This is a genomic window from Microvirga alba (assembly GCF_015694465.1).
Classification (GTDB): domain Bacteria; phylum Pseudomonadota; class Alphaproteobacteria; order Rhizobiales; family Beijerinckiaceae; genus Microvirga; species Microvirga alba.
Window position 1 is genome coordinate 665,604 of record NZ_JADQDO010000002.1, and the last position, 26,382, is coordinate 691,985.

17 protein-coding genes are annotated in these 26,382 nt (G+C 64.9%); 4 read left to right on the forward strand and 13 right to left on the reverse strand.

The genetic code is table 11. The features are described from left to right. Nucleotides 1–690: 690 nt before the first annotated feature. Together dnaA and dnaN are read left to right on the forward strand one after the other, a co-directional pair. The gene (gene dnaA / locus I2H38_RS07475) at nt 691–2,151 is read left to right on the forward strand and encodes a chromosomal replication initiator protein DnaA (protein ID WP_196271180.1); all 1,461 of its coding nucleotides are present in this window, start codon (nt 691–693) and stop codon (nt 2,149–2,151) included. A 158-nt stretch (nt 2,152–2,309) separates the two neighbouring features. Continuing rightward, nucleotides 2,310–3,428 (forward strand): DNA polymerase III subunit beta, encoded by a 1,119-nt coding sequence (dnaN, locus tag I2H38_RS07480; protein ID WP_196271181.1) that lies wholly within the window; start codon nt 2,310–2,312, stop codon nt 3,426–3,428. A gap of 236 nt (nt 3,429–3,664) precedes the next feature. Here dnaN and trxA read toward each other — a convergent pair whose 3' ends face one another. The 12 genes from trxA to I2H38_RS07540 all read right to left on the reverse strand — a co-directional run bounded on the left by trxA (nt 3,665) and on the right by I2H38_RS07540 (nt 21,567). Next, on the reverse strand, nt 3,665–3,985 hold the full coding sequence (gene trxA, locus I2H38_RS07485) for a thioredoxin (RefSeq protein ID WP_196271182.1): 321 nt from the start codon (nt 3,983–3,985) through the stop codon (nt 3,665–3,667). 112 nt (nt 3,986–4,097) lie between these two features. Further along, entirely contained in the window at nt 4,098–7,532 is a 3,435-nt protein-coding gene (gene addA / locus I2H38_RS07490) for a double-strand break repair helicase AddA (RefSeq protein ID WP_196271183.1), read from the reverse strand. Further along, a complete protein-coding gene (gene addB / locus I2H38_RS07495; RefSeq protein ID WP_196271184.1) occupies nt 7,529–10,669 on the reverse strand; it encodes a double-strand break repair protein AddB in 3,141 nt (1,046 codons plus the stop codon). The genes addA and addB overlap by 4 nt, the downstream gene beginning before the upstream one ends. 88 nt (nt 10,670–10,757) lie before the next feature. Further along, nucleotides 10,758–11,504 carry a nucleotidyltransferase family protein gene (locus I2H38_RS07500; protein ID WP_196271185.1) on the reverse strand — a complete coding sequence of 249 codons (747 nt, stop codon included), beginning with the start codon at nt 11,502–11,504 and terminating at the stop codon, nt 10,758–10,760. 8 nt (nt 11,505–11,512) lie between these two features. Then, nucleotides 11,513–13,078 (reverse strand): tRNA (adenosine(37)-N6)-threonylcarbamoyltransferase complex ATPase subunit type 1 TsaE, encoded by a 1,566-nt coding sequence (gene tsaE, locus I2H38_RS07505; RefSeq protein WP_229426579.1) that lies wholly within the window; start codon nt 13,076–13,078, stop codon nt 11,513–11,515. 20 nt (nt 13,079–13,098) lie between these two features. Continuing rightward, the gene (locus I2H38_RS07510) at nt 13,099–15,678 is read right to left on the reverse strand and encodes a sensor histidine kinase (protein ID WP_196271187.1); all 2,580 of its coding nucleotides are present in this window, start codon (nt 15,676–15,678) and stop codon (nt 13,099–13,101) included. A 410-nt stretch (nt 15,679–16,088) separates the two neighbouring features. Further along, nucleotides 16,089–17,489 carry an adenosylhomocysteinase gene (ahcY, locus tag I2H38_RS07515; RefSeq protein ID WP_196271188.1) on the reverse strand — a complete coding sequence of 467 codons (1,401 nt, stop codon included), beginning with the start codon at nt 17,487–17,489 and terminating at the stop codon, nt 16,089–16,091. Between the two features lie 289 nt (nt 17,490–17,778). Next, nucleotides 17,779–18,099: an HPr family phosphocarrier protein gene (locus I2H38_RS07520; protein ID WP_196271189.1), complete on the reverse strand. Its 321-nt coding sequence runs from the start codon at nt 18,097–18,099 to the stop codon at nt 17,779–17,781. Nucleotides 18,100–18,103: 4 nt separating this feature from the next. Further along, nucleotides 18,104–18,505, reverse strand: coding sequence for a PTS sugar transporter subunit IIA (locus tag I2H38_RS07525; protein WP_196271190.1), 402 nt, complete (start codon nt 18,503–18,505; stop codon nt 18,104–18,106). Nucleotides 18,506–18,594: 89 nt separating this feature from the next. Beyond that, complete coding sequence (locus I2H38_RS07530; protein ID WP_229426580.1) at nt 18,595–19,044, reverse strand: HPr kinase/phosphorylase; 450 nt, start codon at nt 19,042–19,044, stop codon at nt 18,595–18,597. After that, nucleotides 19,037–20,845 carry a sensor histidine kinase gene (locus tag I2H38_RS07535; protein ID WP_196271192.1) on the reverse strand — a complete coding sequence of 603 codons (1,809 nt, stop codon included), beginning with the start codon at nt 20,843–20,845 and terminating at the stop codon, nt 19,037–19,039. The genes I2H38_RS07530 and I2H38_RS07535 overlap by 8 nt, the downstream gene beginning before the upstream one ends. 23 nt (nt 20,846–20,868) lie before the next feature. Then, nucleotides 20,869–21,567: a response regulator transcription factor gene (locus tag I2H38_RS07540; RefSeq protein WP_196271193.1), complete on the reverse strand. Its 699-nt coding sequence runs from the start codon at nt 21,565–21,567 to the stop codon at nt 20,869–20,871. A gap of 455 nt (nt 21,568–22,022) precedes the next feature. Here I2H38_RS07540 and I2H38_RS07545 point away from each other — a divergent pair, with 455 nt between their 5' ends. Beyond that, nucleotides 22,023–23,633, forward strand: coding sequence for a phosphoenolpyruvate carboxykinase (locus tag I2H38_RS07545; protein WP_196271194.1), 1,611 nt, complete (start codon nt 22,023–22,025; stop codon nt 23,631–23,633). A 64-nt stretch (nt 23,634–23,697) separates the two neighbouring features. Continuing rightward, a complete protein-coding gene (locus tag I2H38_RS07550; RefSeq protein ID WP_196271195.1) occupies nt 23,698–24,792 on the forward strand; it encodes an NAD(P)/FAD-dependent oxidoreductase in 1,095 nt (364 codons plus the stop codon). A 157-nt stretch (nt 24,793–24,949) separates the two neighbouring features. On the opposite strand, the gene I2H38_RS07555 is transcribed toward I2H38_RS07550, so the two are convergent. Next, nucleotides 24,950–26,356, reverse strand: coding sequence for a sodium:proton antiporter (locus I2H38_RS07555; protein WP_229426581.1), 1,407 nt, complete (start codon nt 26,354–26,356; stop codon nt 24,950–24,952). Nucleotides 26,357–26,382: the final 26 nt, after the last annotated feature.

Genomic DNA, 26,382 nt, shown 5'->3' on the forward strand with positions numbered 1-26,382 from the left:
GTCTCTTTTATCCACACGCCCCCTTGACTTCATGTGCCGATCTCGGGGTGCGGCAACTCTTACTCCGGCTTGAAAGCGCGCACAAAAATGACATATTTGTCAGAGGCTTAGCAGGCAAAGGTTCGCGAGGCATCGGAATCTGTCCCTAAAACCGCCCGAATCGCGCCTGAATCAAAGTTGCGGAAAAACTCTTTTTCCGACCCCTCGCGACCCCTTCGCGAAACTGTGAATCGGTTGAAGAGTCAGGGCTTTCTCAGCTGACTTGAAAACCTGTGGACGAGCCTGTGGACCCGTCCAAGCGTGGCAGGAGCCGGAACCGGCGGTTGACCCGTGTTGCACCCCCCCCACCCCCTGTGTAAGGTCGCCTTACTTCAGCGGTCCGCCGCGAAGTCATCCAATCAAGTGGCAAGGTATAGAGCTCATATACGGGGATAGGGCATTGTTTCACGCGTCTAGGAAGCAAGCGAAGAACATGCCCTTGGCCAAGAGTTCACTTGGAATAGCTTGAGAGGATGTTCTTGAGAGGTCTGCTCAGGACCGTCTCAACTTAAATGCAAAAACATAGTCTTGAGTAATTAGGGACGCCGGTTTGGGGCGACCTGCGAGACGATTTTGTCTTTCGCGTTCAGAAACCGGTCGTGGCGCGAGATCCGGACCTCAAGGGGCCCGGTCTCGAAAAGGGGGATATTGATGTCTGGCATCGCGGCTTCGAGTGAACAATCGGCTTCCGACGTGTGGGCGCGGGTGAAGCGCCGTCTGCGGGCGGAGCTGGGCGAGGATATCTTCGCCAGCTGGTTCGGACGCCTGGAGCTCGACACCATCGGCGATGGTTGCGCCTATCTGACGGTCCCCACCCGCTTCTTGAAGAGCTGGATCGAGTCTCATTATTCCGACCGGGTCCTTGCCGTGTACCGCGCCGAGACCGCACATGTGGAGCGGGTCAGCATCGGTGTGCGCAGCACCCTCGGCCGTGAGCCTGCTCCTGTTCGGCGCGCGCCCGAGGCTCCCCGGCCGAGCAATGTCACGACGCTGTCCGGAGCCGGCGTGCCGGCGGAGCAGAAATCCCTTTCCGCGCCGATTCAGTTCGACGAGCGCAACGAAGCCTCCGATCTCGGCGGCGCCCCCCTCGATCAGCGCCTGACCTTCGACAGCTTCATCATCGGCCGCTCCAACGCCCTCGCCCATGCGGCGGCTGACCGGGTCGCCCATCATCAGACCGGCCCTGCTCTCTACAACCCGCTCTATCTTCACGCGGGCGTCGGCTTAGGCAAAACACATCTTCTGCACGCCATCGGCCACGAGGTGCGCGCGCAAGGCCGCCGGGTCATCTATCTGACCGCCGACCGCTTCATGTATGGCTTTGTCGCTTCCCTGAAGGCGCAGACGTCGCTCGCCTTCAAGGAGCGTCTTCGAGGCATCGACCTTCTGATCATCGACGACGTGCAGTTCATCCAGGGCAAGCAGATCCAGCAGGAATTCGGCCACACCCTGAACGCGCTCATCGACGCGGGCCGCCAGATCGTGGTCGCGGCGGACCGTCCGCCGGCGGATCTGGAGAGCCTGGACGAGCGCGTGCGTTCCCGCCTTGCCGGCGGTCTGGTGGTCGAGGTCGGTGCGCTGGACGAGGCCCTGCGCGCCTCGATCCTCACCACCCGCATCGAGGCCCTGAAGGGCGTTCACCCGACCTTTGAGGTTGGCCCCAACGTGGTGTCCTACGTCGCCCGCGCCATCACGGCGAATGGGCGCGACCTGGAAGGGGCCGTGAACCGGCTTCTGGCCCACGCCACGTTGACCAGTTCGGCGATCACGCTCGAGACCGCCGAGACCGCGATCCGCGATCTGGTGCGCAACCGCGAGCCGAAGCGGGTCAAGATCGAGGACATCCAGAAGCTCGTGGCCTCGCGCTACAACGTCTCCCGCTCGGACATCCTGTCCGAGCGCCGCACCGCCGCCGTGGTACGGCCGCGCCAGATCGCCATGTATCTGTCCAAGGTGCTCACGTTGCGCTCCCTGCCCGAGATCGGCCGCCGCTTCGGCGGGCGCGATCACACCACCGTTCTCCATGCTGTGCGCAAGATCGAGAAGGCGATCGGCGAGGATAACGCGCTGAGCGATGAGGTCGAACTCCTCAAGCGGATGCTGCAGGAATAAGGCCGCGACACAACCGCAAGTGACGGCTGTTGAGTAAAGTGAGGCGCGACCTTGCTTTCTCGGGCAACCTTAGCCAATCTTGCCGCCCCGCTTGATCGCCCGGCTCTCCCGCCGATGGTCGGTCGAGACAAAAATTCCAACGAAAACGGTGTTGGGTTATGAGAGTTACTGTCGAGCGCGCCGCCCTTCTGAAGGCGCTGGGCCATGTCCACCGCGTTGTCGAGCGCCGCAACACGATTCCGATCCTGTCGAACATTCTGCTGCGCGCGGAAGACGGTTCCTTGCGTCTCAAGGCGACCGACCTCGACATCGAGGTGACGGAGACCATTCCCGCCGACATCACCGATGCGGGCTCGACCACGATCCCCGCCTACATGATCTACGACATCGTCCGCAAATTGCCGGATGGCGCGCAGGTCTCGCTCGAGATGACCGGCGACACGGGGCAGATGCAGATTCGTTCCGGCCGTTCGCGCTTCATGCTGCAGGCTCTGCCCGAGAGCGACTTCCCCGATCTCGCCGCCGGTGACCTGCCGCACAGCTTCGCGCTCCAGGCAGTCGATCTCAAGCGCCTGATCGAGAAGACGCAATTTGCGATCTCGACCGAGGAGACGCGCTATTACCTGAACGGCATCTACCTGCACACGCTGGATGTCGGCGGCGCGACGATGCTGCGCGCGGTCGCGACCGATGGGCACCGTCTCGCCCGGGTCGAGATGGCCGCACCCATCGGCTCCGAGGGCATGCCGGGTGTGATCATCCCGCGCAAGGCGGTGGCCGAGATCGTCAAGCTGGTCGAGGACGGCAGCGAGAGCGTTACCATCGAATTGTCGTCGGCCAAGGTCCGCCTGACCTTCGACGGCGTGGTGCTGACCTCCAAGCTGATCGACGGGACCTTCCCCGATTACCAGCGCGTCATTCCAAGCGGAAACGACAAGCTGCTGACCGTCGAGCGGGGCGATTTCGCGAAAGCCGTCGACCGCGTCTCCACCATCTCCTCCGAACGCGGTCGTGCGGTAAAACTCGCGCTCAATGAGGGCCGCCTGACGCTCACCGTCAACAACCCGGATTCGGGCAGCGCGACGGAAGAGATCGAGGTCGATTACGATTCCGCGCCCATCGATATCGGTTTCAACGCCCGCTATCTCCTCGACATCACGTCCCAGCTCGATGGCGACACCGCCCTGTTCAAGCTCGCCGATCCCGGCTCGCCGACCATCGTGCAGGACCGCGAGGGCGCGCCCGCGCTCTACGTCCTGATGCCGATGCGGGTGTAAGGTTCGGGTCCGGGATCCTTCCCCCAATCCTGCCCCTCGCCTGTCATCACCGGGCTCGTCCCGGTGATCGCGATCCCGAAGGGCGCGCTTCTCCAATCGAAATGGCCGGGGACAAGCCCGGCCATGACAATCGAGCGCCATCGTGATTGTCAGCGCGCCTCGAAGGCGTCCGGGATGACGACACGCACGAAAAAGGGGCCGTTCGGCCCCTCTTCGTCAGCCCATGAGGCCTGAATTCAAGCCGAAGCCTGGATCCACTTGGCGAGGTCGCCCTTCGGGGCGGCGCCGATCTTCTGGGCCACGACCTTGCCGCCCTTGAACATCATCAGGGCCGGGATCGAGCGGATGCCGAACTGCGAGGAAATCTGCGGGTTCTCGTCCACATTGACCTTTGCGATCTTCACCTTGCCGGCCATCTCGGTCGCAATCTCTTCGAGAGCCGGGCCGATCATGCGGCACGGGCCGCACCATTCGGCCCAGAAATCGACCACGACGGGCTCGGAGGAATTCAGGACATCCTGCGAGAAGCTCGCATCGGTCACCTTCATGGTCGCCATTACATCACCTTTGTTGGCTTAAATTCATGCGACTCGACTGATTCCCGAGTCGCTCTTTGGTGGCTCAAGTTAAGAACCGCCCGGTTCGGAATCAAGCGAGGGGTCCGTCGCATCACGCTGCTTTGATGAGGGTAAGAGCGGATTCAAGGTCCGGTTCCATCACCTCGTGGATCACCGGCCCGGAGGTCCAGACCAGGAAGGCGCGCACCTTTCGGCCGGGATAAATGTCCTTCAAGAGCGCCCGGTACAGGGCGAGCTGGGCCACATAAGCCTTTGGCGCGGGGGCTCCCGGCCGGGGCGCTCTCGCGGTGGTCTTGAAATCGGCCACCAGCACCTCGTCGTCGCGCACCGCGAGCCGGTCGATCTGGCCTGAGACCATGATCTCCCCATCCGCGGTCTCGATCCGCCCGGCAATCGGCGCTTCCGCGCGCGACCCTTCGCCGAACAGGGCCGCAAGCGCCTCGTGGGAGAGGACGTTCAGGGCGTTGGCAATGACGGCCTCGTGCAGATCGGCGGGCAGGCGCGGCGCGCGGGCCTTCACATAGGCGCGCGCCATGGCCTCCCGGCGCTCCGGCGGCAGGTTCGGGAGGCGTTCGAGAAGGGCATGGACCAACGTGCCGCGCAGGCGCGCATCCGGGGCGTAGGGGCCGTCCCCGGGACGCGCCATCCGGTCCGCCGCGCCGAGCGCGCTCGAGGGGCGAATGGGTGGTAACGGCTCCGGCTCGGCGCGGGCCGGGCGGGTCAGCCAATCCGGCACGTCGAGGGGCTCCATCGCTGCGGTGTCCGCTTCGGACGCGGGCGTTGCCAGCGGCGTGCCGTCGCGCCAGATCGCGACCGGGCCGTAAGGGGCCTCGTCCTCTTCCAGCCCGCCTGCCTTGTCCAGAAGCCCATTACGGATCATCTCGCCCCAGGCCTCCTGCGGTGGCGCTTCCTTGCGGCCGGTGAGATAGGGCGCGATCACCAAGCGGTCCTTGGCGCGGGTCATGGCGACGTAGAGCAGGCGGTTATGCTCCTCCAAACCCTTGGCGTGCAGAATCGCGCGGGCCTCGGCCATCACGCCCGAATCGGCGTTCTTGCCTGAGGACCAGACCGGGATCGTTTCACCGCCGCGGGTTTGAAGCCGCAACAGCGGCGGGTCGCGGCCCAGGACCTCGCTGCCATCGATGAGAATGACGATCGGCGCTTCGAGCCCCTTGGCCCCATGCACCGTCATCACCCGCACCTCGTCGTTCACGGAATCGAGGTCGCGCTTGATCGTGTGCGCGGCGGATTCGAACCGGTTGAGGAAGATCGTGAGCGAAGGCGTCTCGGTCAGTTCCGATTGGTGCGCGAAGGTCAGAAATGCGTCGATGGCATCGCCCGCTTCGCTCCCCAGCCGCGCCACGAGCCGCAAGCGTCCCTGCATGGGGCCGAGCAAAGTGGCGAAGAAGCCGAACGGGCCGTGGTTGCGTGCAAGCGCGCGCCAGGCGCCGAGCGCCTCCAGGCCACGCCTGGCGATCGCATCGCCAGCGTCAGCATGCTTCTCCAGGGCGGCGAAGAGCGATTCGGTCTCAGCCCGCGGGGCGGCGATGCGGATCAAGTCGTCGTCGGTCAGCCCGACGAGGGGCGATTTGAGCGCGGTGGCGAGGGTCAGGTCGTCGTCGGGCAAAAGCGCCGCGCGTCCCGCCGCCACCAGATCGAGCACAGCGATATGCTCGCCGATATTGAGCCGGTCCGCGCCTGCCACCGGCACGCCCGCTTCCTTCAGCGCGCGGATCACCGCCTCGAAGGCCGCGCCGCGTTTTCTCACCAGCACCAGCACGTCGCCCGCGTTCCAGAGACGACCCGTCTCGTCGCCGCGCGTCGTCCAGTGCTTCACCGCGCTGGCGATGCGTCTCGCCACGACGACGGGCGGTGCCTGCTGTTCCGGTTCGTCGATGGGCAGCACCCAGGCGTCGGGCTCTTCTTCCTCCACGGGCGTTTCGGTCGGCCAGAGTTCCACGACGCCCGGCGCGTTCGGGCGCGCGCTCTCATGCACGGTGCCCACCGCCTTGTCCTCGAAGGACAGGCCCTTGAAGTGCCGCTCGACGGCAAACGTCGCATCCACCGCCGAGAGCACGGCCCGGGTCGAGCGGAACGAGACGGTCAGCCGCACATCCTCGAAGGCGAGTTCGGCCTCGCCCACCTTGCGCGCCCAGACCTGACGGCTCGATTCGAATTCCTGCGGCGCCGCGCCCTGAAAGCCGTAGATCGATTGCTTGGGATCGCCGACCGCGAAGAGCGTGCGCACCCGCGCGCCGCCGGCGCCGAATCCGGCGGTGAAATCCTCGGTGATGCGGCGCAAGATTTCCCACTGCTCGGGGTTCGTATCCTGCGCTTCATCGACCAGCACATGGTCGATGCCGCGATCGAGCTTATACAGAACCCAGGCCGCGTCGCCGCGCGAGAGCAGGTGCAGGGTCTTGTCGATGAGGTCTTGGAAGTCGAGCGCGCCAAGGCGGGCTTTCGCCGCATCGACGTGACGGCTGATCGCGGCGGCGAGCGTGAACAGCGCCGCCGTGCGCTCGACCGCGCGGGCGGTTTTGCGCTTGTCGATGAGAGCCCACAGGCGCTGCTGCTCGGCGAGTAATCTTTCCTTCAACGCCGGGTCGACCGATTTCGTAACGAAGCGCGATTCCGCGCGTAAGCTCCCGGTATCGGTCAGGAAGATCGAGAAATAATGCCGGAGCCGCTCCTCAACCGTCTCGGCATTGGCGGCGGCGATCAGGCAATCGGCACGCTCCTGATCGGTCTTCTTGTCGGTGCGTAGCTCTTGCGCGATGGCGGGCCACTCGCTCGGCGGCAACCCGTCTTCGAGCATCGCGCGTTCAATGACGCCGACCGTCTCTTCCGGCGCCAGACCCAGCACTTTTCCCAGCTTCGTGATGCCATCCGGATCGTGGAGAAAATCCTTGCAGCGCAAAGCGGCGTTGAGCGCCGATGTCAGCGCGTCACCCGCCGCTTCGATGCTGATGGTCGCAAGCGCCTCCTTGAGGTCGTGGGATCGGTCGCCCGTCGCTTCCGCCAACACTTTCGCGGTGGCGTCGGCCAAGATCTCGTCCATCTGGTTCTCGTCGAGAACCGTGAAGCTCGCAGGCACGTTGGCCTCGAAGGGCACGAGATGCAAAAGCCGTTCGCAGAAGGCGTGGATGGTGTCGATCTTCAAGCCGCCAGGCGTCTCGACCGCGCGGGCGAAAAGGGTGCGCGCGAGGCGGGCCTGTTCGGGCGTAGGCCGCTCGCCCTCAAGCTCCGTCAGCTCCTGGATCAGGCTTTCTTCGTCGAGCGTCACCCATTTGCCGAGCCGCTCGAACACGCGGATCGCCATGTTGGCGGCGGCGGCCTTTGTAAAGGTGAGGCACAGGATTCGCCCCGGCGGCGAACCGGAAAGCAACAGGCGCACGACGCGGTCGGTCAGGACCTTCGTCTTGCCCGCGCCTGCATTGGCCGACACCCACGCCGAGGCGCGCGGATTCGCGGCGCGGCGCTGAGCGTGCTCGGTGTGGACCGGAACGACGATATCGTTGCTCATTCGCCCTCTCCACCGCTCGCGAGCGACCATTCCTTCACGCGGGCGAGGTGATCGTATTCGGAAAAGCGGCGCGCATATTTCGGGAAGGGCCGCGAGACATAAGCCGCCTCGCCCTTCGCGTAACGAATGATCATGCCCTCGAAACGGCGGCGATGCTCCTCCACGATCTCGGCGACGGGCCGGGTCTCGTCGCGTCCCGGCTTGATCTCGCGCGGCTTCATCGGCTCGCGTCCGCCGGTGGTGTGGAGATAGATGAGGTCCGGCGTTTCTTTTGCCGTCGGCATGTCCTTGAACGCGCCCTTCATCAGCATCATCGCCTCAAGGGTCAGCTGCGGCGAGAAGCCTGCGTAGACCTCGCGGGTTCCGGGTGGTTGGCCGGTTTTGAAATCGATGATGGCGAAGCCGCCATCGCGGCGCTGCTCGATCCGGTCGGCGCGGGCGCGCAAGGTGAAGAACGAGCCATCCGCGAGCGGAATCGCCAGTTTGCCGGAGCGCTCCGCGAACACCTCGGTAAGATCGGGCCGGCGCTCCTCTTCCCATTCGACGAAGGCGACAGAAAGCCGCTTGAAGCGCGGCCACCATTCCGCGTGAAGCTCGGGGAACGCCTTCGCGATGTCGGCGAATTCCTCGACACCGCGCGCCAAAAGATCCGCGAGCGCGTTCGCGGGCAGAGCCTTCGGATAGGCTTGCGCGAAGCCTCCGAGCACATCGTGAATGATCGTGCCGCGATCGGCCGCGCCCGGTGCGACGGCGACAGCGTCGAGCGCGTCGAGCTTGAGGATGTGGCGCGCGAAGATCGAATAGGGATCGCGCACCAACGTCTCGATTTCGGTGACGCTGAGACTGCGCGGAAACAGCGCCGGATCAGGCTTCGGGCGCGGACGTGGCAAGGGCGGCGCTGCTTGCGGGGTGTCGAGATGGCGCGCGAGGCGGCGATAGCGGTCGCCCGCCTTCACCATGCCGTGCCAGATCTCTTTGCCGGTGAAGGCCTTCAGCCGTTGCAGAAACCGCGAGGGCACCATGGGCGAGCCGTCGCGTTTCTGCGCGCGGGTGATGACGACATCATGGGTGCCGAGCGCCTGCACGAAATCGTGCGCTGTCTGGCCGATGCGGCGCTCCGGCGGCGCGAGACCGACGCGGGCTCGCATGGGCCGGTTGAGGAATGCATCCGTCACCGTGCGCGGCGGCCAGACGCTCTCATCGAGCCCGCCGAGCACGACGCGGTCAACGGAGAGAAGACGCGCTTCGAGCAGGCCGAGGATTTTCAAGCGGCGATGGGTCGAGCGCGGCGAGGGGCTCAACGTGCGCTGCTTCGCGAGCGCGGTGAAGAAGGCGGGATAGTCGCTGAAGCGGCCTTCGATTCCGTCGATCTGCGAGAGGGTGAGATCGTCGAACAAGGCGGCCAGCGTTTCGCTCGATGCATCATGATCGTCGGCTTGCATCTCGCCATCGGGTAGGGCGCACAAAATCTCGACCGCGCGGCGATGTTCTGCCGGTAGCGCCATGAGATCGGTCGTGCCGTCCGCCAGAGCGGTGAATCCTTGAAAGGCGACCTCAAGCCGCTGCAAAACCTCGTCGGCCAAATCCCAATCGACGGGGGTCAGTCGCTTTTCAGGGCGCGGTGCGCGAAAATTCGGCTCTGCCCGGCGGTTGGCGAGAGCCGCGCGCAATCCCTCGATCCCCTTCGCCGGGGCGGGGCCGCGCAGCACGCCGATTTCGAGAATGCTCGCCGCGCGTTCGATGGTGGCGCGGGGCAGGCCGAGGCGAACGAGGGGATGCGCGAGAAGGCCCAGGAGCCGCACCGGCCGCAAGTCCTCGGCTGCGACTTCCGCCGCGAGGCGCGCGAGACGCCCGGCTTGCGTGTCGGCGAGCATCATGCCCGCCGAATCGTCCACCGCCACATCCCAGCGCGCGAGTTCCGCCGTGACGCGGGCGGCGAGCGCCCGGTCCGGGGTGATCAACGCCGCCGTGCGGTCGGGATGGGAGATCGTTTCGCGCAAGGCGATGGCGATGGAAAACGCCTCTTCGCGCTCGTCCACAGCCTCGACCACGGTGAGACCCGAACAGCCGCACTCGCTGAGCGCGATACGGTCCTCGGGCGCGATGAGCGACCAGCGATCCGTGGTCGCCGCCGGGCGCAACGCTTCCGAGAGCAGGCGGGTGCGCGCTTTCGCCTGCTCAGGCGCATCGCCCAATACCGTGATCGCGGAGCGCGGGATTCGCAGATGCCGGTCGATGAGGCGGCGCAATACGGCCTGGGGGTGGGTGTGGACGGGGTCGGTCTCGTCGTCTCCCATGCCGCCGATGGTGGCCCAGCTGTCTTCATCCAGTTCCGTGTCGAGACCGGGCAGCACCACCGCGCCGTTGGGCAGGCGCGCGATGGCGGCCATGAGATTCGCTGTCGCGGGCACCGAGCCGGTCGAGCCGGCGACGATCATGGGGCACATTGGGCGCTCGCGGGCGATACGCTTCGCCTCCGCCTCGATCAGCGTCTGGCGGCGCTGCGCCGGGTCGCTGGCCTGGCGCTCGGCCAAGATCTCCGGCCAGCTTTCGCTGGCGATTTGCACGAAATGGCGCGTGATCTCGAAATACTGCGAATAATCCGCATCGACCGCGAGATTGAGCGCGTGCCAATCAATGCCCTCGGTCGTGAAAGCATCCATCAGCGTTTCGAGATCGCCTGCCAGATTGACCGCATCGGCGGGGGACGCGGGCACCATGAAGGGCACGCCGGGGCCGAGCTGCAGAAGGGCGCGATCCACCTGTTGCGACCAGCGCTGCACCAGCCTCGTGAAGATGAGGCGACGTTCGAGCGGCGGGATTGGCGGCTTCAGGGAAGCGGCTTCTTCGAGCGGCGTGCCTTCCAGCCCGGTCAGCTCGAATTCGGCCTCGTCCGTTTCACCGAGCGGCACGATGCGCGGCAGGAGTTGCGCCCGGCCGGCGCCCTGCTCCGCGAGCAACGCGATCAGCGCGCGCGCCGCACGGCGGGTCGGGACAAAGATGGTGATGTCGGCGAGGGCCGCGGGATCATTCGGCAATGTGCCGATGAGGCGCCCATCCGCCAGCGCCTCGACCAGGGTTGGCAGAAACGGGCAGCCGGAGGGAATGGAAAAGACGCGTGCGTCGCGTGACACCATGAATCCTCAGAGCATTTTCCGCAGAAGTGGGAACCGGTTCTGGCTCGGAAAATGCGGCAAAATAAAAGTCCCTGGAGTGGATTGCGATTCAAGCCCTCATCAGATCGGGCGCACGATGGCGCGCCAGGCATTCTTCCGCCTCCGCGATGGCCTGCGGCTCGCCAACATGGAGCCATTGGCCGTCAAGGGGCAAGCCGTAGAGGCGGTTCTTCGCGATGGCGCGGTCATAGAGCACGTTGGCGGAGAATGGCCCTTCGGGCGTGTCCGCCACGAGGTCCGGCTTCACGATGGCGACGCCCGCATAGACGAAGGGTGCACTCGGGTTCGCTCCGCGCCGGCGCAAGCCGCCATCCGCGTTCATGCTGAAGTCGCCATTGCCTTCATAGCCGACGCTGGTTTCGCGCGGGGCGACGAGCATGAGAATGTCCATCCGCTCCGGGTCCCAGGCCGCGACGAGGCGGGCGAGGTTCGGCTCCTCGCCCTCGATCCAGATCGAATCCGAATTGAAGGTGATGAACGATCCGCGCCCTAGAACCGGCAGCGCCTTCTTCACGCCGCCGCCGGTCTCCAGCACCTCCGCGCGCTCGTCGGAGATGACGATGCGTGGCGCGATGCGGGTGCGCAGGTGCGCTTCGAGCATGTCGGCGAAGTGGTGCACGTTCACCACCACCGTTTCCATGCCGATCTCGTCCAGGCGGTCGAGGGCGAAATCGATCAGGGTCCTGCCGCCGACGCGCACGAGGGGCTTCGGCATCGTCGCCGTGATCGGCAGCATGCGCTTGCCCAACCCTGCGGCGAGAACGATGGCGGTTTTGGGCGAGGATGATGGGGGCACGGATCAGCTCAAGGCGCGAGGGGCGGATCGTCCGCATGAGGGATGAGGCGGGGCAGGTAGGTCTCGTACCAGACCTTGAGTTTCCCCAGGGCCGGGTGGGCAAGATTGCGGATGAGGTAGTTCTCTATCCGAGGCAGATGCTTCAGGTAATGCGGCTTGCCATCGCGCCGGTCGAGGCGGGCAAAGATGCCCAGGATCTTGGTGGCGCGCTGCGCGCCCATGATGGCGTAGGCGCGGGCGAAGGCCGCGACGTCGAAATCGCGCTCGGCGGCTTTGCGCTCGCGGGCATAGAGGCCGATGAGTTTCAATTCGAGATCGGGCGGCACGGTGACGCGCGCATCCTGCAGCAGCGAGGCGACGTCATAAGCGGGCGAGCCCAGCACCGCGTCCTGGAAATCGATCAGGCCGACGCGGCTCAATCCTTCCCGCTCCGGCATCCAGATCAGGTTCGGCGAGTGATAATCGCGCAAGGTCCACGTGGTCGGCCCGGCGAGGATCTCACCGAGCGCTTCGGTCCACAGATTGACGAACTCCGCCCGCGCCGAGCCCGACAGCTGCGTGCCGATGATGTGGGGCACATACCAATCCGCCAGAAGCTCGACCTCGATCAGAAGCGCTTCGAGATCGTAGGGCGGAATGGCATGGTCGATGCCGTCGGCGACGGGGAGCACCTGCGGCAGGGTCGTGCCGTGGAGCCTCACCAGAACCCGCGTCGCTTCCGCGTAGCGTTCCGGAATCGGGCCGTTGTCATCGACCACCGGCTCATTGCCGAGATCCTCGATCAGCAGAAGCCCGACATTGAGATCCTCGCCATAAATCCGCGGCGCGCTGAAACCCAAGGCGCGCAAACCCTTGTCCATGGCGACGAAGGCATTCACCGTCTCGGCGAGCTTTGCGATGGTCGTGTAGGGCTTGCCCCGGCGCACTGCCGGCCCGATCGGGCGCGGCGGCGAGATCATCAGAAGCGCGGTCTCGCCATTCGGCTTCACCAGGCGCTCATAGGAGCGGATCACCGAGGCATCGCCCGGCATGGGCAGGCGGGCAGCGTCCTGCCAGCCGCTGCGTATGACCAGGGTCTGGAATGCTTTCAGCCGCACGAGCCGGGGCGCGAAGGCGCCGGTGCCGGTGAGCGTCGCAATGCGCCCGCCCCCGGGCGCGAGATCGAGCCGGAGGTCGAGGCGCTCGGACTTGAGCGCATCATCCGCGCGCTCCGGCCACTCGACCAGGGTGACGGCGTTCTCCGTCGTTTCTTCCCAGCCCAGCTCAACCAGTTCGTAGCCGCCTGAAAGGCGGTAGAAATCCGCATGCACGATGGCTTGGCGCGCGCTTTCATAGACCTGCATGAGAGTGAAGGTCGGGCTCGGCACTTCAAGCTCGGGATCGCCCGCAAGCGTGCGCACGAGCGCGCGTGCGAACGTCGTCTTGCCCGCGCCGAGACCACCCGAGAGGGTCACGAGATCGCCGGGGCGCACTTCCTCGGCGATGATCCGCGCCAGGTGCTCGGTCGCGTCGTGGTCGGGAAGCGTCACGATCCAGATGGGTTGTGAGCCATGTTCCTCGAGGCTGCGGGCCATTCCATTCACCATCGCTGTTCCTACTCGGCGGCAAGCGGGGGGACCGCATTGCGCGTGGAACGGCCATCGGAGGGCGATTCCTGCCTTTCATTGGGGAAAATACAGGTCACCGTGGTTCCCAGCTCCGGCGCCGACGACAATTCGACCCGGCCGCCATGCAGCTCCACGAAGGAGCGCACGATGGCGAGGCCCAGGCCCACGCCGCGATGACGGGTGCCGAGCGTGTGGCTCTCGAAACGCTCGAAGACACGGGCCTTGATCTCCGGCGGCATGCCGCGACCCTGGTCCTTTACGTGGAAGACCACCTCGCCGCCGATCTTGCGCGCGCTCACGCGGATCGTCTGACCGGGCGAGGAGAAGCCGACCGCGTTGGACAACAGGTTGAACAGGATCTGCCGTACGCGCTTGCCGTCGGCAACGAAGGAGCCGATGTCGGCGGGTGCATCGATGGCGACGTGAAGCGACGATTCCGCGAGCCGATCCTCAAGCCCCCGCATGGCCGCTTCGATGGTCGAACGGATATCGACGATCTCCGGCACCAGTTCGAGCGAGCCCGTATCGATGGAGGCGAGGTCGAGAATGTCGTTGAGCATCGCCAGCAGCGCCGCGGCGGAGCGCATGATGTGGTCAGTATATTCGCGCTGGCGCGGATTGAGCGCGCCGACCGTCTCGTCGCCGAGAAGCTGCGCGAAGCCGATGACATTGGTGAGCGGCGAGCGCAGCTCGTAGGAGACGTGGTGCACGAAATCGTCGCGCAGGCGCGAAGCGCGCTCCAGCGCCTCGTTGCGCTCGGTCAGCGCCCGCTCCACGCTGACACTCGCGGTGACGTCGATGAAAGTCAGAAGCGTCGCGCCGTCCGGCAGCGGCTGCGCGGTGCAATCGAGCGCGGAGCCATCGCGCCGCTCCATGCGGCAGCTCAGACCCATGCGCATATCGGCAAGGCCGGCCACCGCGCCGCGAATGTCGATCCACGGCTCTTCCTGCGGCGCGAGCAGGCGGCCAGCCTTGATGATCGCGTCGATATGCGGGTGCTCGACCTTGAGGCCCGCCGGCAGGCTCCACATTTCCGCGAAGGCGCGGTTGTGCAGCTTGAGGCGTCCGTCCGAGCCGAACACGGCGACGCCCTCTTTCAATGTGTCGAGGGTCTCGCTCTGCACCTGCGTCAGGGCGTTCACCTGCGATTCGAGTTCGACGCGCTCGCTGACGTCGTCGAAGAGATAGGTCACGCCCCCTTGCGGGTTCGGATTGATGACGACGCGGATCGTGCGGCGGTCGGGCAGGTGCCACCAGGTCTCATGCGATTCCACCGCGCGATAGCCGGTGAGGACATCCGCTTTCCAGGCGCGGAAATCCGCCTGCTCGGGCAGCTTGCGCGCGGTGCGCAGACGGTCGAGCACTTCGCTGTCCGTGGGACGCGTCGCGAGAAAAGCCTGATCGAGGCCCCACAAGCGCTGATAGGCGGCGTTGCTGAAGATCAGGTTCTGCGATCCGTCGAAGATCGCGACGGCGGTGGCCAGTTCGTCGAGGGTGCGCACATGCGCGTTCATCTGCCGCTGCAGATCGGTCCTCACCGATTCGAGTTCTGAGACATCGACGGCGATGCCCGCGCTGCCGCCCGCCGTCGGACGTTCGACCACATCGAGAACGGAGCGCTGCCCCGCCGTGACGGCGGTGACGCGGGCGGAGTAGGTCCCGCCGGTCTTGCGCTGGCGGACGGATTCATTCCGCGTCTGCTGGTTCAGGAGTTCGAGCGAGCGCGCCGCCGCATCCTCGATATTCGTCGCCTCGACCGCGCGCAGATAGGCCTGGTTCGCCCAAACGAGTTTGTCCTCGGCATCGCGAATCCAGAGCGGATAGGCGACGGAGTCGAGAAGCATCGTCATGGAGCGCAGATCGTTGCGCGCCGCGCCGAGATCCGCGCGCGCTTTCAGAAGCTCGGCCCGGTCGCCGGTGACGTCGCGCAGGCGCAGGATCGCGCGGCCGCCGATGGTGCGGCCCTCCAGCGCGATGTAGCGATTGTCGAGGCTGCGCGCGGTGAGGCGGAAGCTCTCGCCGCGCTGCTTCAATTGTTCCAGCGCGCCGTCGAGCAAGGCGGCGTCGGCAGGCGCAAGCCATGCGCCAAAGGCCAGCGCGCGCTTGGCGGTCGCACCGTCCGCGACGATGGAAGGATCGCCCTCGAAACGCGGCTCCCCGTCCCGGCCCTGCCAGCTCACCAGCAATTGCCGCTCGGAGCCCATGAGGAGGGTGGCGAGATCGTCCGCGCCGCGCAAGGCGCTCAATTCGGCCCGCAGGGCACGCTCGCGCCGCGCGGAAATCCGCTGCTGGCGCAACAGCAACAGGGCGGCGGCGGTGGAGAAGGCCACGAGCCCCATGGAGAGGCCGAAATAGGAGGCGTTGTGAAGATCGAAGCTGCGCAGAGCACCCAGAAGTTCCTCGGTCTTCTCGCGCAGGACGGGCAAGGACGGAAGGGTGAGGTCGGCGGCGAGAGCGGGCCAGGAGGTCCCTGCCAGGAAGGCGAGGGTCAGGGGCGTGCGGCCCTTGGCGACGAGATGTCCCGTCGGGCCTCCCCTGCCGTCATGACGCTGCCAATGCCCGGCCATGCCGCGCTGTCCTTCCTAATCTCTCGCGGCCCAAAACGCGGGCCAAAAATCATCCAGGCCTGCGCCGGTCTTTCAAGACGCGGCGGAGGGGCTGCTCGACAACACATGAACGGAACTGCCGGCATCGTTTTTGAAATCAAACCAACCGGGCGAATCGCGCTCACTTTAGACTACCGGTGACTCCGCCAGGAAGAGGGTTAAGGTCCCGTTAAGCGTCCTTTGGAGAGCCTGTGCACAAGGTGTTGATAGAGCTTGCATAAGGTGTGGTTTTTCGCGTGGCGCGCAACCCTTGTTGTGAAGCGCGGCCCCGTTCCCTCCCCCTGGTGGGGAGGGGAATGTCCCCACGACCGCTCAAAGAAAAAGCCCGGCGGTTGCCGGGCTTTCTCGCGTTCGACGTATGGAACGTCGGATCAGTAGCGGTAGTGATCCGGCTTGAACGGGCCGGTGTCCTTCACGCCGATATAGGAGGCCTGATCGGGACGCAGCTTGGTGAGCTTCACGCCGATCTTTTCGAGATGCAGCGAGGCGACCTTCTCGTCCAGGTGCTTCGGCAGGGTGTAGACCTTCTTCTCGTACTTGCCGGCGTTGTTCCAGAGTTCGATCTGGGCCAGCGTCTGGTTGGTGAAGGAAGCCGACATCACGAAGGACGGGTGACCCATGGCGTTGCCGAGGTTCACGAGGCGGCCTTCCGAGAGCAGGATGATGCGGTGGTTGTCCGGGAACGTGATTTCGTCCACCTGCGGCTTGATGTTGTTCCACTTGAGGTTCTTCAGGCCAGCGACCTGAATCTCGTTGTCGAAGTGGCCGATATTGCAGACGATCGCCCGGTCCTTCATCGCGCGCATGTGCTCGATGGTGATGACGTCCTTGTTGCCGGTGGCGGTGACGAAGATGTCGGCGCGGGGAGCAGCGTCCTCCATCGTGGTCACTTCATAGCCTTCCATCGCGGCCTGGAGCGCGCAGATCGGATCGACTTCCGACACCAGCACGCGGCAGCCGGCCTGGCGAAGCGACGCCGCCGAGCCCTTGCCCACGTCGCCGAAGCCGGCGACCATGGCGACCTTGCCGGCCATCATCACGTCCGTGCCGCGACGGATGCCGTCGACGAGCGATTCACGGCAGCCATAGAGGTTGTCGAACTTCGACTTCGTCACCGAGTCGTTGACGTTGATGGCCGGGAAGAGAAGCTTGCCTTCCTTGGCCATGATGTAGAGGCGGTGCACGCCCGTGGTGGTCTCTTCCGAGACGCCCTTGATGGACTTGGCGACTTCCGCGAACCAGCCCTTGGGCTTTTCCTTGAGCAGGCGCTTGATCAGCGCGAAGAGGACTTCCTCTTCTTCCGCGCCGGGCTTCTCGAGGAAGGCCACGTCGCCCTGCTCGGCGCGAAGACCGAGATGGACGAGCATGGTGGCGTCGCCGCCGTCGTCGAGGATCATGTTCGGCACGCCGCCGCCATGCCAGTCGAACAGCTTGGCGGTGTAGTCCCAATACTCGACGAGCGTCTCGCCCTTATAGGCGAAGACCGGGATGCCGGCGGCGGCGATGGCGGCGGCGGCGTGATCCTGGGTCGAATAGATGTTGCACGACACCCAGCGGATGTCCGCGCCGAGATGCTTCAAGGTCTCGATCAGCACGGCGGTCTGGATGGTCATGTGGAGCGAGCCGGCGATGCGCGCGCCCTTCAGGGGCTGCTTCGGGCCGTATTCTTCGCGGATGGCCATGAGGCCCGGCATCTCGGTCTCGGCGATCGAGATTTCCTTGCGGCCGAAATCGGCGAGCGAGATGTCCTTGACGATGTAATCCTGAGCCATGATGGCCTCTCCGTGCACCCTTGGGGTTTGAATTGCCGCAGTCTCTAGCAGAGAGCCGCGGCAGAGGCAATCAAGATATAAAGATGTCTTTATATGTTCTGGGACAAGCGCCACGGGTTGGTCATTCCGGGGCGCCCCAGGCGAGCCCGGAACCCATAAACGCCCGCGTGTCAGGAAAAGACGAGGCGGTCCCCACACGGTTTCTTGGTACCGTCAGCGTTGATGGGTTCCGGGCTCCGCTTCGCGGCCCCGGAATGACAGAGCGAGAGGTACTAAACCCTTTTGGGTCTTACTCGTCTTCGCCGAACCGGTTGGCCAAAAGATCGCCGATGGCCTGGAGGCACGCGTCCGCGTCCTCGCCCTTGGCGGTGACGGTGATGGTCGTGCCCTGGGCGGCGGCGAGGGTCAGAAGACCCATGATCGAGCGGCCGCCGACCGTCTCGCCGCAGCGGGTGACGGTGACCGCGGATTCGAAGCGTTCGACGGTCTGGACGAATTTCGCCGAGGCGCGGGCGTGCAGGCCGCGGCGGTTGATGATGGGAAGCTCGCGAACCTCGGCTCCCTCGGGGACAGGCGCCGGGGGACAATCCTGATCGAGGGGCTGATCCATTTTCTTACTTCCCGGACAGAACGCGCGAGGCGACGTTGATGTATTTTCGCCCGGCTTCCTGAGCGTGGAAGACGGCATCGGTCAGGGATTCCTCATCCCGGACGGAGGCGAGCTTGATGAGCATGGGCAGGTTGATGCCGGCAACGACCTCGACGGCCCCGCCGTTCATGCACGACAGGGCCAGATTCGAGGGCGTTCCCCCGAACATATCGGTGAGGACCACGACGCCATACCCCGAATTGACCCGGCACACGGCGTCCATGATGTCCTTGCGCCGTGTCTCCATGTCGTCGTCGGGGCCGATCGTAATCGTTTCAAGTTGCTCTTGAGGACCCACCACATGCTCAAGCGCGGCTTTGAATTCCGTCGCGAGCTGCCCGTGGGTGACGAGCACCATTCCTATCATAATGTTACAGGTCCGATCGCTCCTAGGAGCGGAGCCGCTATTTTGTGCACCGCGAAGCTAAGCGCAAGAGCATTGAGAGGAAAAGTTCATCACAGTGTCACGACCGTGTCGCAAACACCACTCAAGCGGCCCAGTACGATGTCTGCGAAGAGTGCCCCACTTTGGGAGAAGACGCGAGGGAGCACGACGCCACATAGAACAATGGTGGCATCTTGCGGGTCGGGGTAGCGCGACGAATGTTCGCAGAGGTCGATCACGAGGCGAATGACGGCGGCCTGTTCGAAGGGCTGCCGGACGATTCCGATGCCCCGCACCTCGATGCACCCGGCGAGAGGGTGTACGGGAGACGCCACGAGACGCCCGTGACGCGGCGCGATGCGTGTCCGGTCGTCGCTGACCAAGCGGCAAAACCGCCCCTCCCGGCCGGCGTGAAGCAGGATGTCGCGCGCGAATGTCGATTTGCCGGCCCCCGACGCGCCCCGAATCAGAAGCCCGGCTTCACCCACCACCACGCAGGAGCCGTGAATCGTCTCAGGCATGGTCACGGGTTCCCGATCCCTTCTGGGTATCCGTCGGCAGGCGGATGATGAAGCGGGCCCCGAGGCGTCGGGGTTCGCCGTTCTCATCCGGCGGCCCGAGCCGGTTCTCAGCCCTGATGGTGCCACGATGCGCCTCGACGATCTGGCGCGAAATCGACAGGCCGAGGCCCGAATTCTGGCCGAAGCCCTGTTCGGGGCGGTCGGTGTAGAAACGCTCGAAGATCCGGTCGAGGGCATCCGGGTCGATGCCGGGCCCGCTATCCTCCACCACGATCTCGATATCCGCCTTGCGGCGACGCAGGGTCACTCTCACCGTCTCGTCCGGGGGCGAGAACGAGCGTGCATTGTCGATCAGGTTGTTGAACACCTGTCCGAGGCGGCTGTCATAGCCTCGAACGACGAACGCGTCGCGGGGCTTGGGCTGACGCTCGACGGTGAGCGCGATCTGCGGATCATGCGCGCGACGGCGCTCGTTGGCGACCGAGACCACCGCTTCGAGCAGGCGCACCATGTCGACCGGTTCCGCATCGGCGCGGGCAAGTTCCGCATCGAGACGGGACGCGTCGGAGATGTCGCTGATGAGGCGGTCGAGACGCTTCACGTCATGCTGGATAATGGACATCAGCCGCTGGCGGGAATCATCGCTGCGGGCGAGCGGCAGGGTTTCGACCGCGCTGCGCAGCGAGGTGAGCGGGTTCTTCAATTCGTGCGCCACATCCGCCGCGAAGCTCTCGATGGAATCGATCCGGTTGTAGAGCGCCTTCGTCATGTCGCGCAGCGCGCCGGAAAGGTGGCCGATCTCATCCGAACGGTTGGTGAAATCAGGGATCTCCTGGCGCGATTTCGTCCCCCAGCGCACACGCTCGGCTGCTTCCGCCAGACGCCTGACCGGACCGGCGATGGCGCCTGCGAGCAGGAGCGACAGCACGATCATGACCAGGGCCGCCACCAGGAAGACCTGGAGCAGGGCGAAGCGCTCGGAAGCGATGATCGCGTCGATGTCGCCTTCCTGCGTGGAAAGCAGCAGCACGCCCTGGACCGTGCGGAAGCGCTGGATCGGCACTGCCACGGACACGATGGTTTCGCCGCGCGCGTTGACGCGCACCACATTCGTCTGCTTGCCGCCATAGGCCTGCTGCACTTCCGGCAGCGTCTTGCCGTTTGCAGGGCCCGGCTCTTCCAGCACGGTGCCCTTCTTGCGCCTGAACAGCCCGCGAACCGCATTCCAGCCGCGCTCGATATAGCTCGTATCCTCCTCCGCGACCGGCGGCGGAAGATCGAGGCGCAGGATGTCGCCACGGGAATAGAACGTCCTGGAATCGAGAAGCAGCGAACCTTCGCGGTCGAAGATGCGGGCGCGGGTGCGCGTCGGCGTCACCAGACGGCGCAGCAGGGGCGCGACCCGTTCGGGACTGATCGAGAATTCGAGGGCGGAGAGATTGTCGTCGTTGAAGCGCTCCGTCTCGCCCGCCTGCATCTGGAGGAGCTTGTCCGGATCGATGGTGATGGCGTTGGTGTCCACCGTCGCGGAACTGGCGATGGCGCCGGCGATGATTTCGCCCTGGATCAGCAGACTCTGCACCCGCGCCTCGATGAGGCCCTCGCGGAACTGATTGAGGTAGAGAAAGCCGACGAGAAGCGCGACCAGCCCGGCAAGGTTCAGCACCACGATCCGCCGCGTCAGGCTGGACGAGGCGCGCAACGACAGCGTGCGGCCGAAATGCTTCAGCCGCGCCAGGAATCCTTGCGGGGCGGCGTGGTCGTCGCCGCCCGTCTCGACGTTGATGGAGTCAGCTTTCATGCCGTTCCCAAGGATGCTGAGCGTCAGCCTTCCCTGAATCGGTACCCGACGCCGTAGAGCGTCTCTATCATCTCGAAGTTGTCATCGACAGACTTGAACTTCTTGCGCAGGCGCTTGATGTGGCTGTCGATGGTGCGGTCGTCCACATAGACCTGATCGTCATAGGCCGCGTCCATGAGCGCATTGCGGCTTTTGACCACGCCGGGCCGGGTGGCGAGCGCTTGCAGGATGAGGAATTCGGTCACGGTCAACGTCACCGGCTCGCCCTTCCAGGTGCAGGCGTGACGCTCCGGGTCCATCTTCAGCTGACCGCGCTCCAGCGCCTTGGCGTCGGCCTCGCGGGGGGCCGTCTGATCCTTGGGCGCGAAACGGCGCAGGACCGCCTTGACCCGCTCGACCAGGAGACGCTGCGAGAAGGGTTTGCGGATGAAGTCATCCGCGCCCATCTTGAGGCCGAACAGCTCGTCGATCTCCTCGTCCTTCGAGGTCAGGAAGATCACCGGCAGATCGGATTTCTGGCGCAGGCGACGGAGCAGCTCCATGCCGTCCATGCGCGGCATCTTGATGTCGAAGATCGCAAGGTCCGGCGGGGCATGCTTCAGGCCATCGAGGGCCGAGGCGCCATCGGTGTAGGTCTGGATCCGGTAGCCTTCCGCCTCGAGTGCGATCGAAACCGAGGTGAGAATGTTGCGATCGTCATCGACAAGAGCGATCGTTGGCATGAACTCTTCCTTGCTAGAACTCTGTTTGGCCGTCATCGGCAGGTCCGGCCTGGCAACGCGGGAGGCCCAAAAATGTGCCCAACTGCGCCTTTCTCATGGCCTAAATAAGGTTCGCGGATGCGAAGTACCAGAGGCATGCCTTAATCACAGGCTTTAGCGTGCGTTATCACAACCGGAGATGAACGGCCGGGGTCGCTGCAAGCGGGCTGAACGCTATCTCATAATCGCAGAAATTCGCCGCCGACCCCTCAAGAGGCCTAGCCTGAAGGAAAATAGAATGTCATGGAACGACCTCAGTTGACGGTGACGTCGCCTGAACCAATTTCGTCCCTTGCGGGAAGGCACGGGCGCGAAAGACTTGGCCGGCGCCACCTGAACGGGAACCACATGGCGGCCATCCGTCGGCGGCACATCCTTGAGGCCGTCCGGCAGCTGGCGATCAGGAGAAGTCTTTCGTGGACACTATCGGCGTCTTCAACAGCGCGCATGGCGCTGAGGCTTTCGGCCTTCGCAATCTCAAACGGGTCTACTGGAATCTTGAAGCGCCCGCGCTTTACGAGCAGTCCCTGATCCGCAACGAGACCAAGCTCGTCAAGGGTGGCGCGCTGCTCGCCGAGACCGGCGTGCATACGGGCCGTTCGCCCAAGGACAAGTTCGTGGTGCGCGACGTCACCACCGAGGACACCGTGTGGTGGGACAATAACGGCTCCATCACCCCCGGCCATTTCGACACATTGCTGCATGATTTCCTGGCCCACGCGAAAGGCAAGGAACTGTTCGCGCAGGACCTCTATGGCGGGGCCGATCCGGCCTACCGGGTCAAGGCGCGGGTTTTCACCGAATTCGCCTGGCACTCCCTGTTCATCCGCAATCTGCTGATCCGTCCGGAACTCACGGAGCTTGCGAGCTACGTGCCGGATCTGACCATCATCGACCTGCCCTCGTTCAAGGCCGATCCGGCCCGCCACGGCTGCCGCACGGAAACGGTGATCGCCTGCGACTTCACGCGCAAGATCGTGCTGATCGGCGGCACGTCCTATGCGGGCGAGATGAAGAAGTCGGTCTTCACCTATCTCAATTTCGCGTTGCCCCCGCAGAACGTCATGCCGATGCATTGCTCCGCCAATGTGGGCCACGCCAACGACGTCGCCGTGTTCTTCGGCCTGTCCGGCACCGGCAAGACGACGCTTTCCGCCGATCCCAACCGCATCCTGCTCGGTGACGACGAGCACGGCTGGGGACCGAACGGCGTCTTCAATTTCGAGGGCGGCTGCTACGCCAAGACCGTCCGCCTGTCCCGCGAGGCGGAGCCCGAGATCTTCGCCACCACCGAGCGTTTCGGCACGGTGCTGGAGAACGTGGTGATCGACCCGATCACCCGCGTGCCCGATTTCGACGATGCGTCGAAGACCGAAAACACGCGCTGCGCCTATCCGCTCGACTTCATTCCCAATGCGAGCGCGACCGGCCGCGCGGGCGTTCCGAAAAACATCGTGATGCTGACCTGCGATGCCTTCGGCGTCCTGCCTCCCATCGCCAAGCTGACGCCTGCGGAAGCGATGTATCACTTCCTCTCCGGCTACACCGCGAAGGTCGCGGGCACCGAGAAGGGCGTGAAGGACCCGGAGGCGACGTTCTCGACCTGCTTCGGCGCGCCCTTCATGCCGCGTCATCCCTCGGTCTACGGCAACCTGCTGCGCGATCTCATCGCCAAGCACCATGTGGATTGCTGGCTGGTCAATACGGGCTGGACGGGTGGCAAGTACGGCACCGGCCGCCGTATGCCGATCCGGGTCACGCGTCGTCTCCTGACGGCGGCCCTCGACGGCTCGCTCTCCCGCGCCGATTTCCGCCGCGATCCCTATTTGGGCTTCGCGGTGCCGACCTCGGTGCCGGGCGTCGAGCCGCATATCCTTTATCCGGTCAAGACCTGGCAGGATAAGGCCGCGTTCGCCCAGACCGCGAAGCGCCTCGTCGACATGTTCAACGAGAACTTCAAGCGCTTCGAGGAGCATGTGGACGCCGACGTGCGCGCCGCAGCCCCTCAGACATCGATTGCGGCCTGAGGCATTCCCTGTATCTTGAAAACGGCGGCTTTCGGGCCGCCGTTTTTCGTTGAGGGTTCGGAAGATGGACGCTCTTGTCATCGGAGCCGGAATCGTCGGGCTTGCCATCGCCCGCGCGTTGGCTCTGCGCGGTCATAGCGTGATCGTCGCGGAAGCGACGGGCGGCATCGGCAACGGTGTCTCCTCGCGCAACAGCGAGGTGATCCATGGGGGCATGTACTACCCCACCGGCTCGCTGCGCGCCCGCCACTGTGTCGCTGGGCGGCGGATGCTCTACGATTTCTGCGAAAGCCACGGCGTGCCGCACGCGAAATGCGGTAAGCTCATCGTGGCGACGAACGAGCGCGAACAGGCCAAGATTGAAGCCATCTACGCCCAGGGCATTGCCAATGAGGTCGAGGGCCTGTCCTTCCTGACCGGCGAACAGGCGAAAGCGCTTGAACCCAACCTCGCTTGCACCGGCGCTGTTCTCTCATCCGAAACCGGCATCATCGACAGTCATGCGCTGATGCTGGCGCTCCAGGGCGACTTTGAGGCGGCGGGCGGCATGATCGCCTTCCATGCCCCGGTCGAGCGTATCACGCGAGCAGGCAATGCTTGGGAGGCCCATGTGGGCGGCGCGGAACCGGCGGTTTTGCCGGTGGACGTCATCATCAACGCGGCTGGTCTCGGCGCGCAGGCCCTTGGCCATGCGACGGAAGGATACCCCCAGGAACGCGTGCCGCGCCTCGTGCTCGCCAAGGGCAATTATTTCGGCTGCCTCGGCAAGCCCGCCTTCTCGCACCTGATCTATCCCGCCCCCGTCGATGGCGGCTTGGGCACGCATGTCACCTTCGACCTCAACGGCCGCATGCGCTTCGGGCCGGATGTGGAATGGATCGAGAGCGAGGTCTACGAGGTCGATCCGCGCCGCGCGGAGAGCTTTTACGCCTCGATCCGGCGCTATTGGCCGGGCCTGCCGGATGGGGCCCTGACGCCGGATTATTCCGGCATCCGCCCCAAGCTCACGGGTCCCGGCGAACCGGCGGCGGATTTCGTGATCGATGGCCCAGCCGAGCACGGGGTTTCCGGCCTCGTCCAGCTTTTCGGCGTCGAGAGCCCCGGCCTGACATCGAGCTTGTCGATTGCGGAGGATGTGGCGGAGCGGCTTCGGACTTGACGCTGTGTTATTCCGGGGCGCCGCAGGCGAAGCCCGGAACCCATAAACATGAGAGTATCCGGATAAAGCACTACGGCGCACATCGCGTGTATTCCTGAACCGGCAGTGTTTATAGGTTCCGGGCTCCGCTTTCGCGGCCCCGGAATGACGCGAGCGATTATCCCCCGAAAAACACCAACGTCGCGATCAGGAACGTCGGTAGCAAAATCGCGCCCGACCACAGCATATAGCCGAAGAAGCTCGGCATCTTCACGCCGCCCTCGCGGGCGATGGCGTAGACCATGAAGTTCGGCGCGTTGCCGATATACGAATTCGCGCCCATGAACACCGCGCCCGCCGAGACGGCGGCGAGCGTCAGCGCACCCTTGGTCATCAGCGCCTGCGGATCGCCGCCCGCCAGCTCGAAGAACACCAGATAGGTCGGCGCATTGTCGAGGAACGAGGACAGGCCGCCCGCGAGCCAGAAATACGCGGCGTTGTTGGCGCTGCCGTCTGGATTCGTCACCAGCGCCACGAGCGGCGCGAAGGCCCCGCTTGCACCCGCCTTGAGCATCGCGAGCGCGGGAATGATGGTGATGAAGATGCCCGCGAAAAGCTTCGCGACTTCCAGGATCGGTCCCCACGAAAAACCGTTATCGAAACGGTTCGCTTTGGGGGTCAGCGCGAGCGAGACCGCGGTGACGGCGATCATGATGAGGTCGCGAACCATATTGGCGACTTCGATCTCGCTGCCGGCGAGCGTGAAGCGGCCCAGATCCACCGTCGCGCTCATCAAAATCGCGCCGATGATGACTGCGATCAGCACGAAATTGATTCCGCCATCGATGCGTACCGGATTGTCCGGCGTCGGATCGGGGCGGGTGCGACCTTCCTTTTTGTAGATGAAGCGATCCACCAGGAAAAACAGCGCCAGCAGCAGGCCGCTGACGAAAAGCGTCGACGGCAGGAGATGGCGCGTCGTCCAGAAGAAATCGACGCCGCGCAGGAAGCCGAGGAACAGCGGCGGATCGCCGAGCGGCGTCAGCGAGCCGCCGACGTTCGACACCAGGAAGATGAAGAACACGACCACATGCACATTGTGTCTGCGGTCGTCATTGGCGCGCAGCACGGGGCGGATCATCACCATCGACGCGCCGGTCGTGCCGATGAAACTCGCGAGCACCGTCCCGATGGCCAGAAGTACCGTGTTGGTGACGGGCGCGCCGTGGATGTTGCCGCGCACCAGAATGCCGCCCGCCACCGTGAACAAAGCGAGCAGCAGCAGGATGAAGGGGATGTATTCGAGGAACGCCGTATGGGCGAGCGTGTGCAAGGCTGTCGTCGGCCCCTCGCTCAGGGCCATGGGAACGAGGACCAGCAGGCCCCACAGGGCCGCGATCTTGCCCTGATGATGTCCCCAGACCTCCGGCGCGAGCAGCGGAAACAGGGCGATGGACAGGAGAATGCCGGCGAAGGGCAGCGCCCAGATGAAGCCCAAGGACCGCCCGTCGAGTTCCGCCGCGAAGGCGGCTTCGGGCAAAAGGGTCAGGGCGGCGGCAAGCGCCAGGCTCATCACGCGAAGCATGGATTCATCCCCCTCACCGGTTTGGC

What these genes read in the sequence shown, in the direction of transcription:
- dnaA (WP_196271180.1), top strand. Translation starts at nt 691, where the DNA reads ATGTCTGGCATCGCGGCTTCGAGTGAACAATCGGCTTCCGACGTGTGG.
- dnaN (WP_196271181.1), top strand. Translation starts at nt 2,310, where the DNA reads ATGAGAGTTACTGTCGAGCGCGCCGCCCTTCTGAAGGCGCTGGGCCAT.
- trxA (WP_196271182.1), bottom strand. Translation starts at nt 3,985, where the DNA reads ATGGCGACCATGAAGGTGACCGATGCGAGCTTCTCGCAGGATGTCCTG.
- addA (WP_196271183.1), bottom strand. Translation starts at nt 7,532, where the DNA reads ATGAGCAACGATATCGTCGTTCCGGTCCACACCGAGCACGCTCAGCGC.
- addB (WP_196271184.1), bottom strand. Translation starts at nt 10,669, where the DNA reads ATGGTGTCACGCGACGCACGCGTCTTTTCCATTCCCTCCGGCTGCCCG.
- tsaE (WP_229426579.1), bottom strand. Translation starts at nt 13,078, where the DNA reads ATGGCCCGCAGCCTCGAGGAACATGGCTCACAACCCATCTGGATCGTG.
- I2H38_RS07510 (WP_196271187.1), bottom strand. Translation starts at nt 15,678, where the DNA reads ATGGCCGGGCATTGGCAGCGTCATGACGGCAGGGGAGGCCCGACGGGA.
- ahcY (WP_196271188.1), bottom strand. Translation starts at nt 17,489, where the DNA reads ATGGCTCAGGATTACATCGTCAAGGACATCTCGCTCGCCGATTTCGGC.
- I2H38_RS07520 (WP_196271189.1), bottom strand. Translation starts at nt 18,099, where the DNA reads ATGGATCAGCCCCTCGATCAGGATTGTCCCCCGGCGCCTGTCCCCGAG.
- I2H38_RS07525 (WP_196271190.1), bottom strand. Translation starts at nt 18,505, where the DNA reads ATGATAGGAATGGTGCTCGTCACCCACGGGCAGCTCGCGACGGAATTC.
- I2H38_RS07530 (WP_229426580.1), bottom strand. Translation starts at nt 19,044, where the DNA reads ATGCCTGAGACGATTCACGGCTCCTGCGTGGTGGTGGGTGAAGCCGGG.
- I2H38_RS07535 (WP_196271192.1), bottom strand. Translation starts at nt 20,845, where the DNA reads ATGAAAGCTGACTCCATCAACGTCGAGACGGGCGGCGACGACCACGCC.
- I2H38_RS07540 (WP_196271193.1), bottom strand. Translation starts at nt 21,567, where the DNA reads ATGCCAACGATCGCTCTTGTCGATGACGATCGCAACATTCTCACCTCG.
- I2H38_RS07550 (WP_196271195.1), top strand. Translation starts at nt 23,698, where the DNA reads ATGGACGCTCTTGTCATCGGAGCCGGAATCGTCGGGCTTGCCATCGCC.
- I2H38_RS07555 (WP_229426581.1), bottom strand. Translation starts at nt 26,356, where the DNA reads ATGCTTCGCGTGATGAGCCTGGCGCTTGCCGCCGCCCTGACCCTTTTG.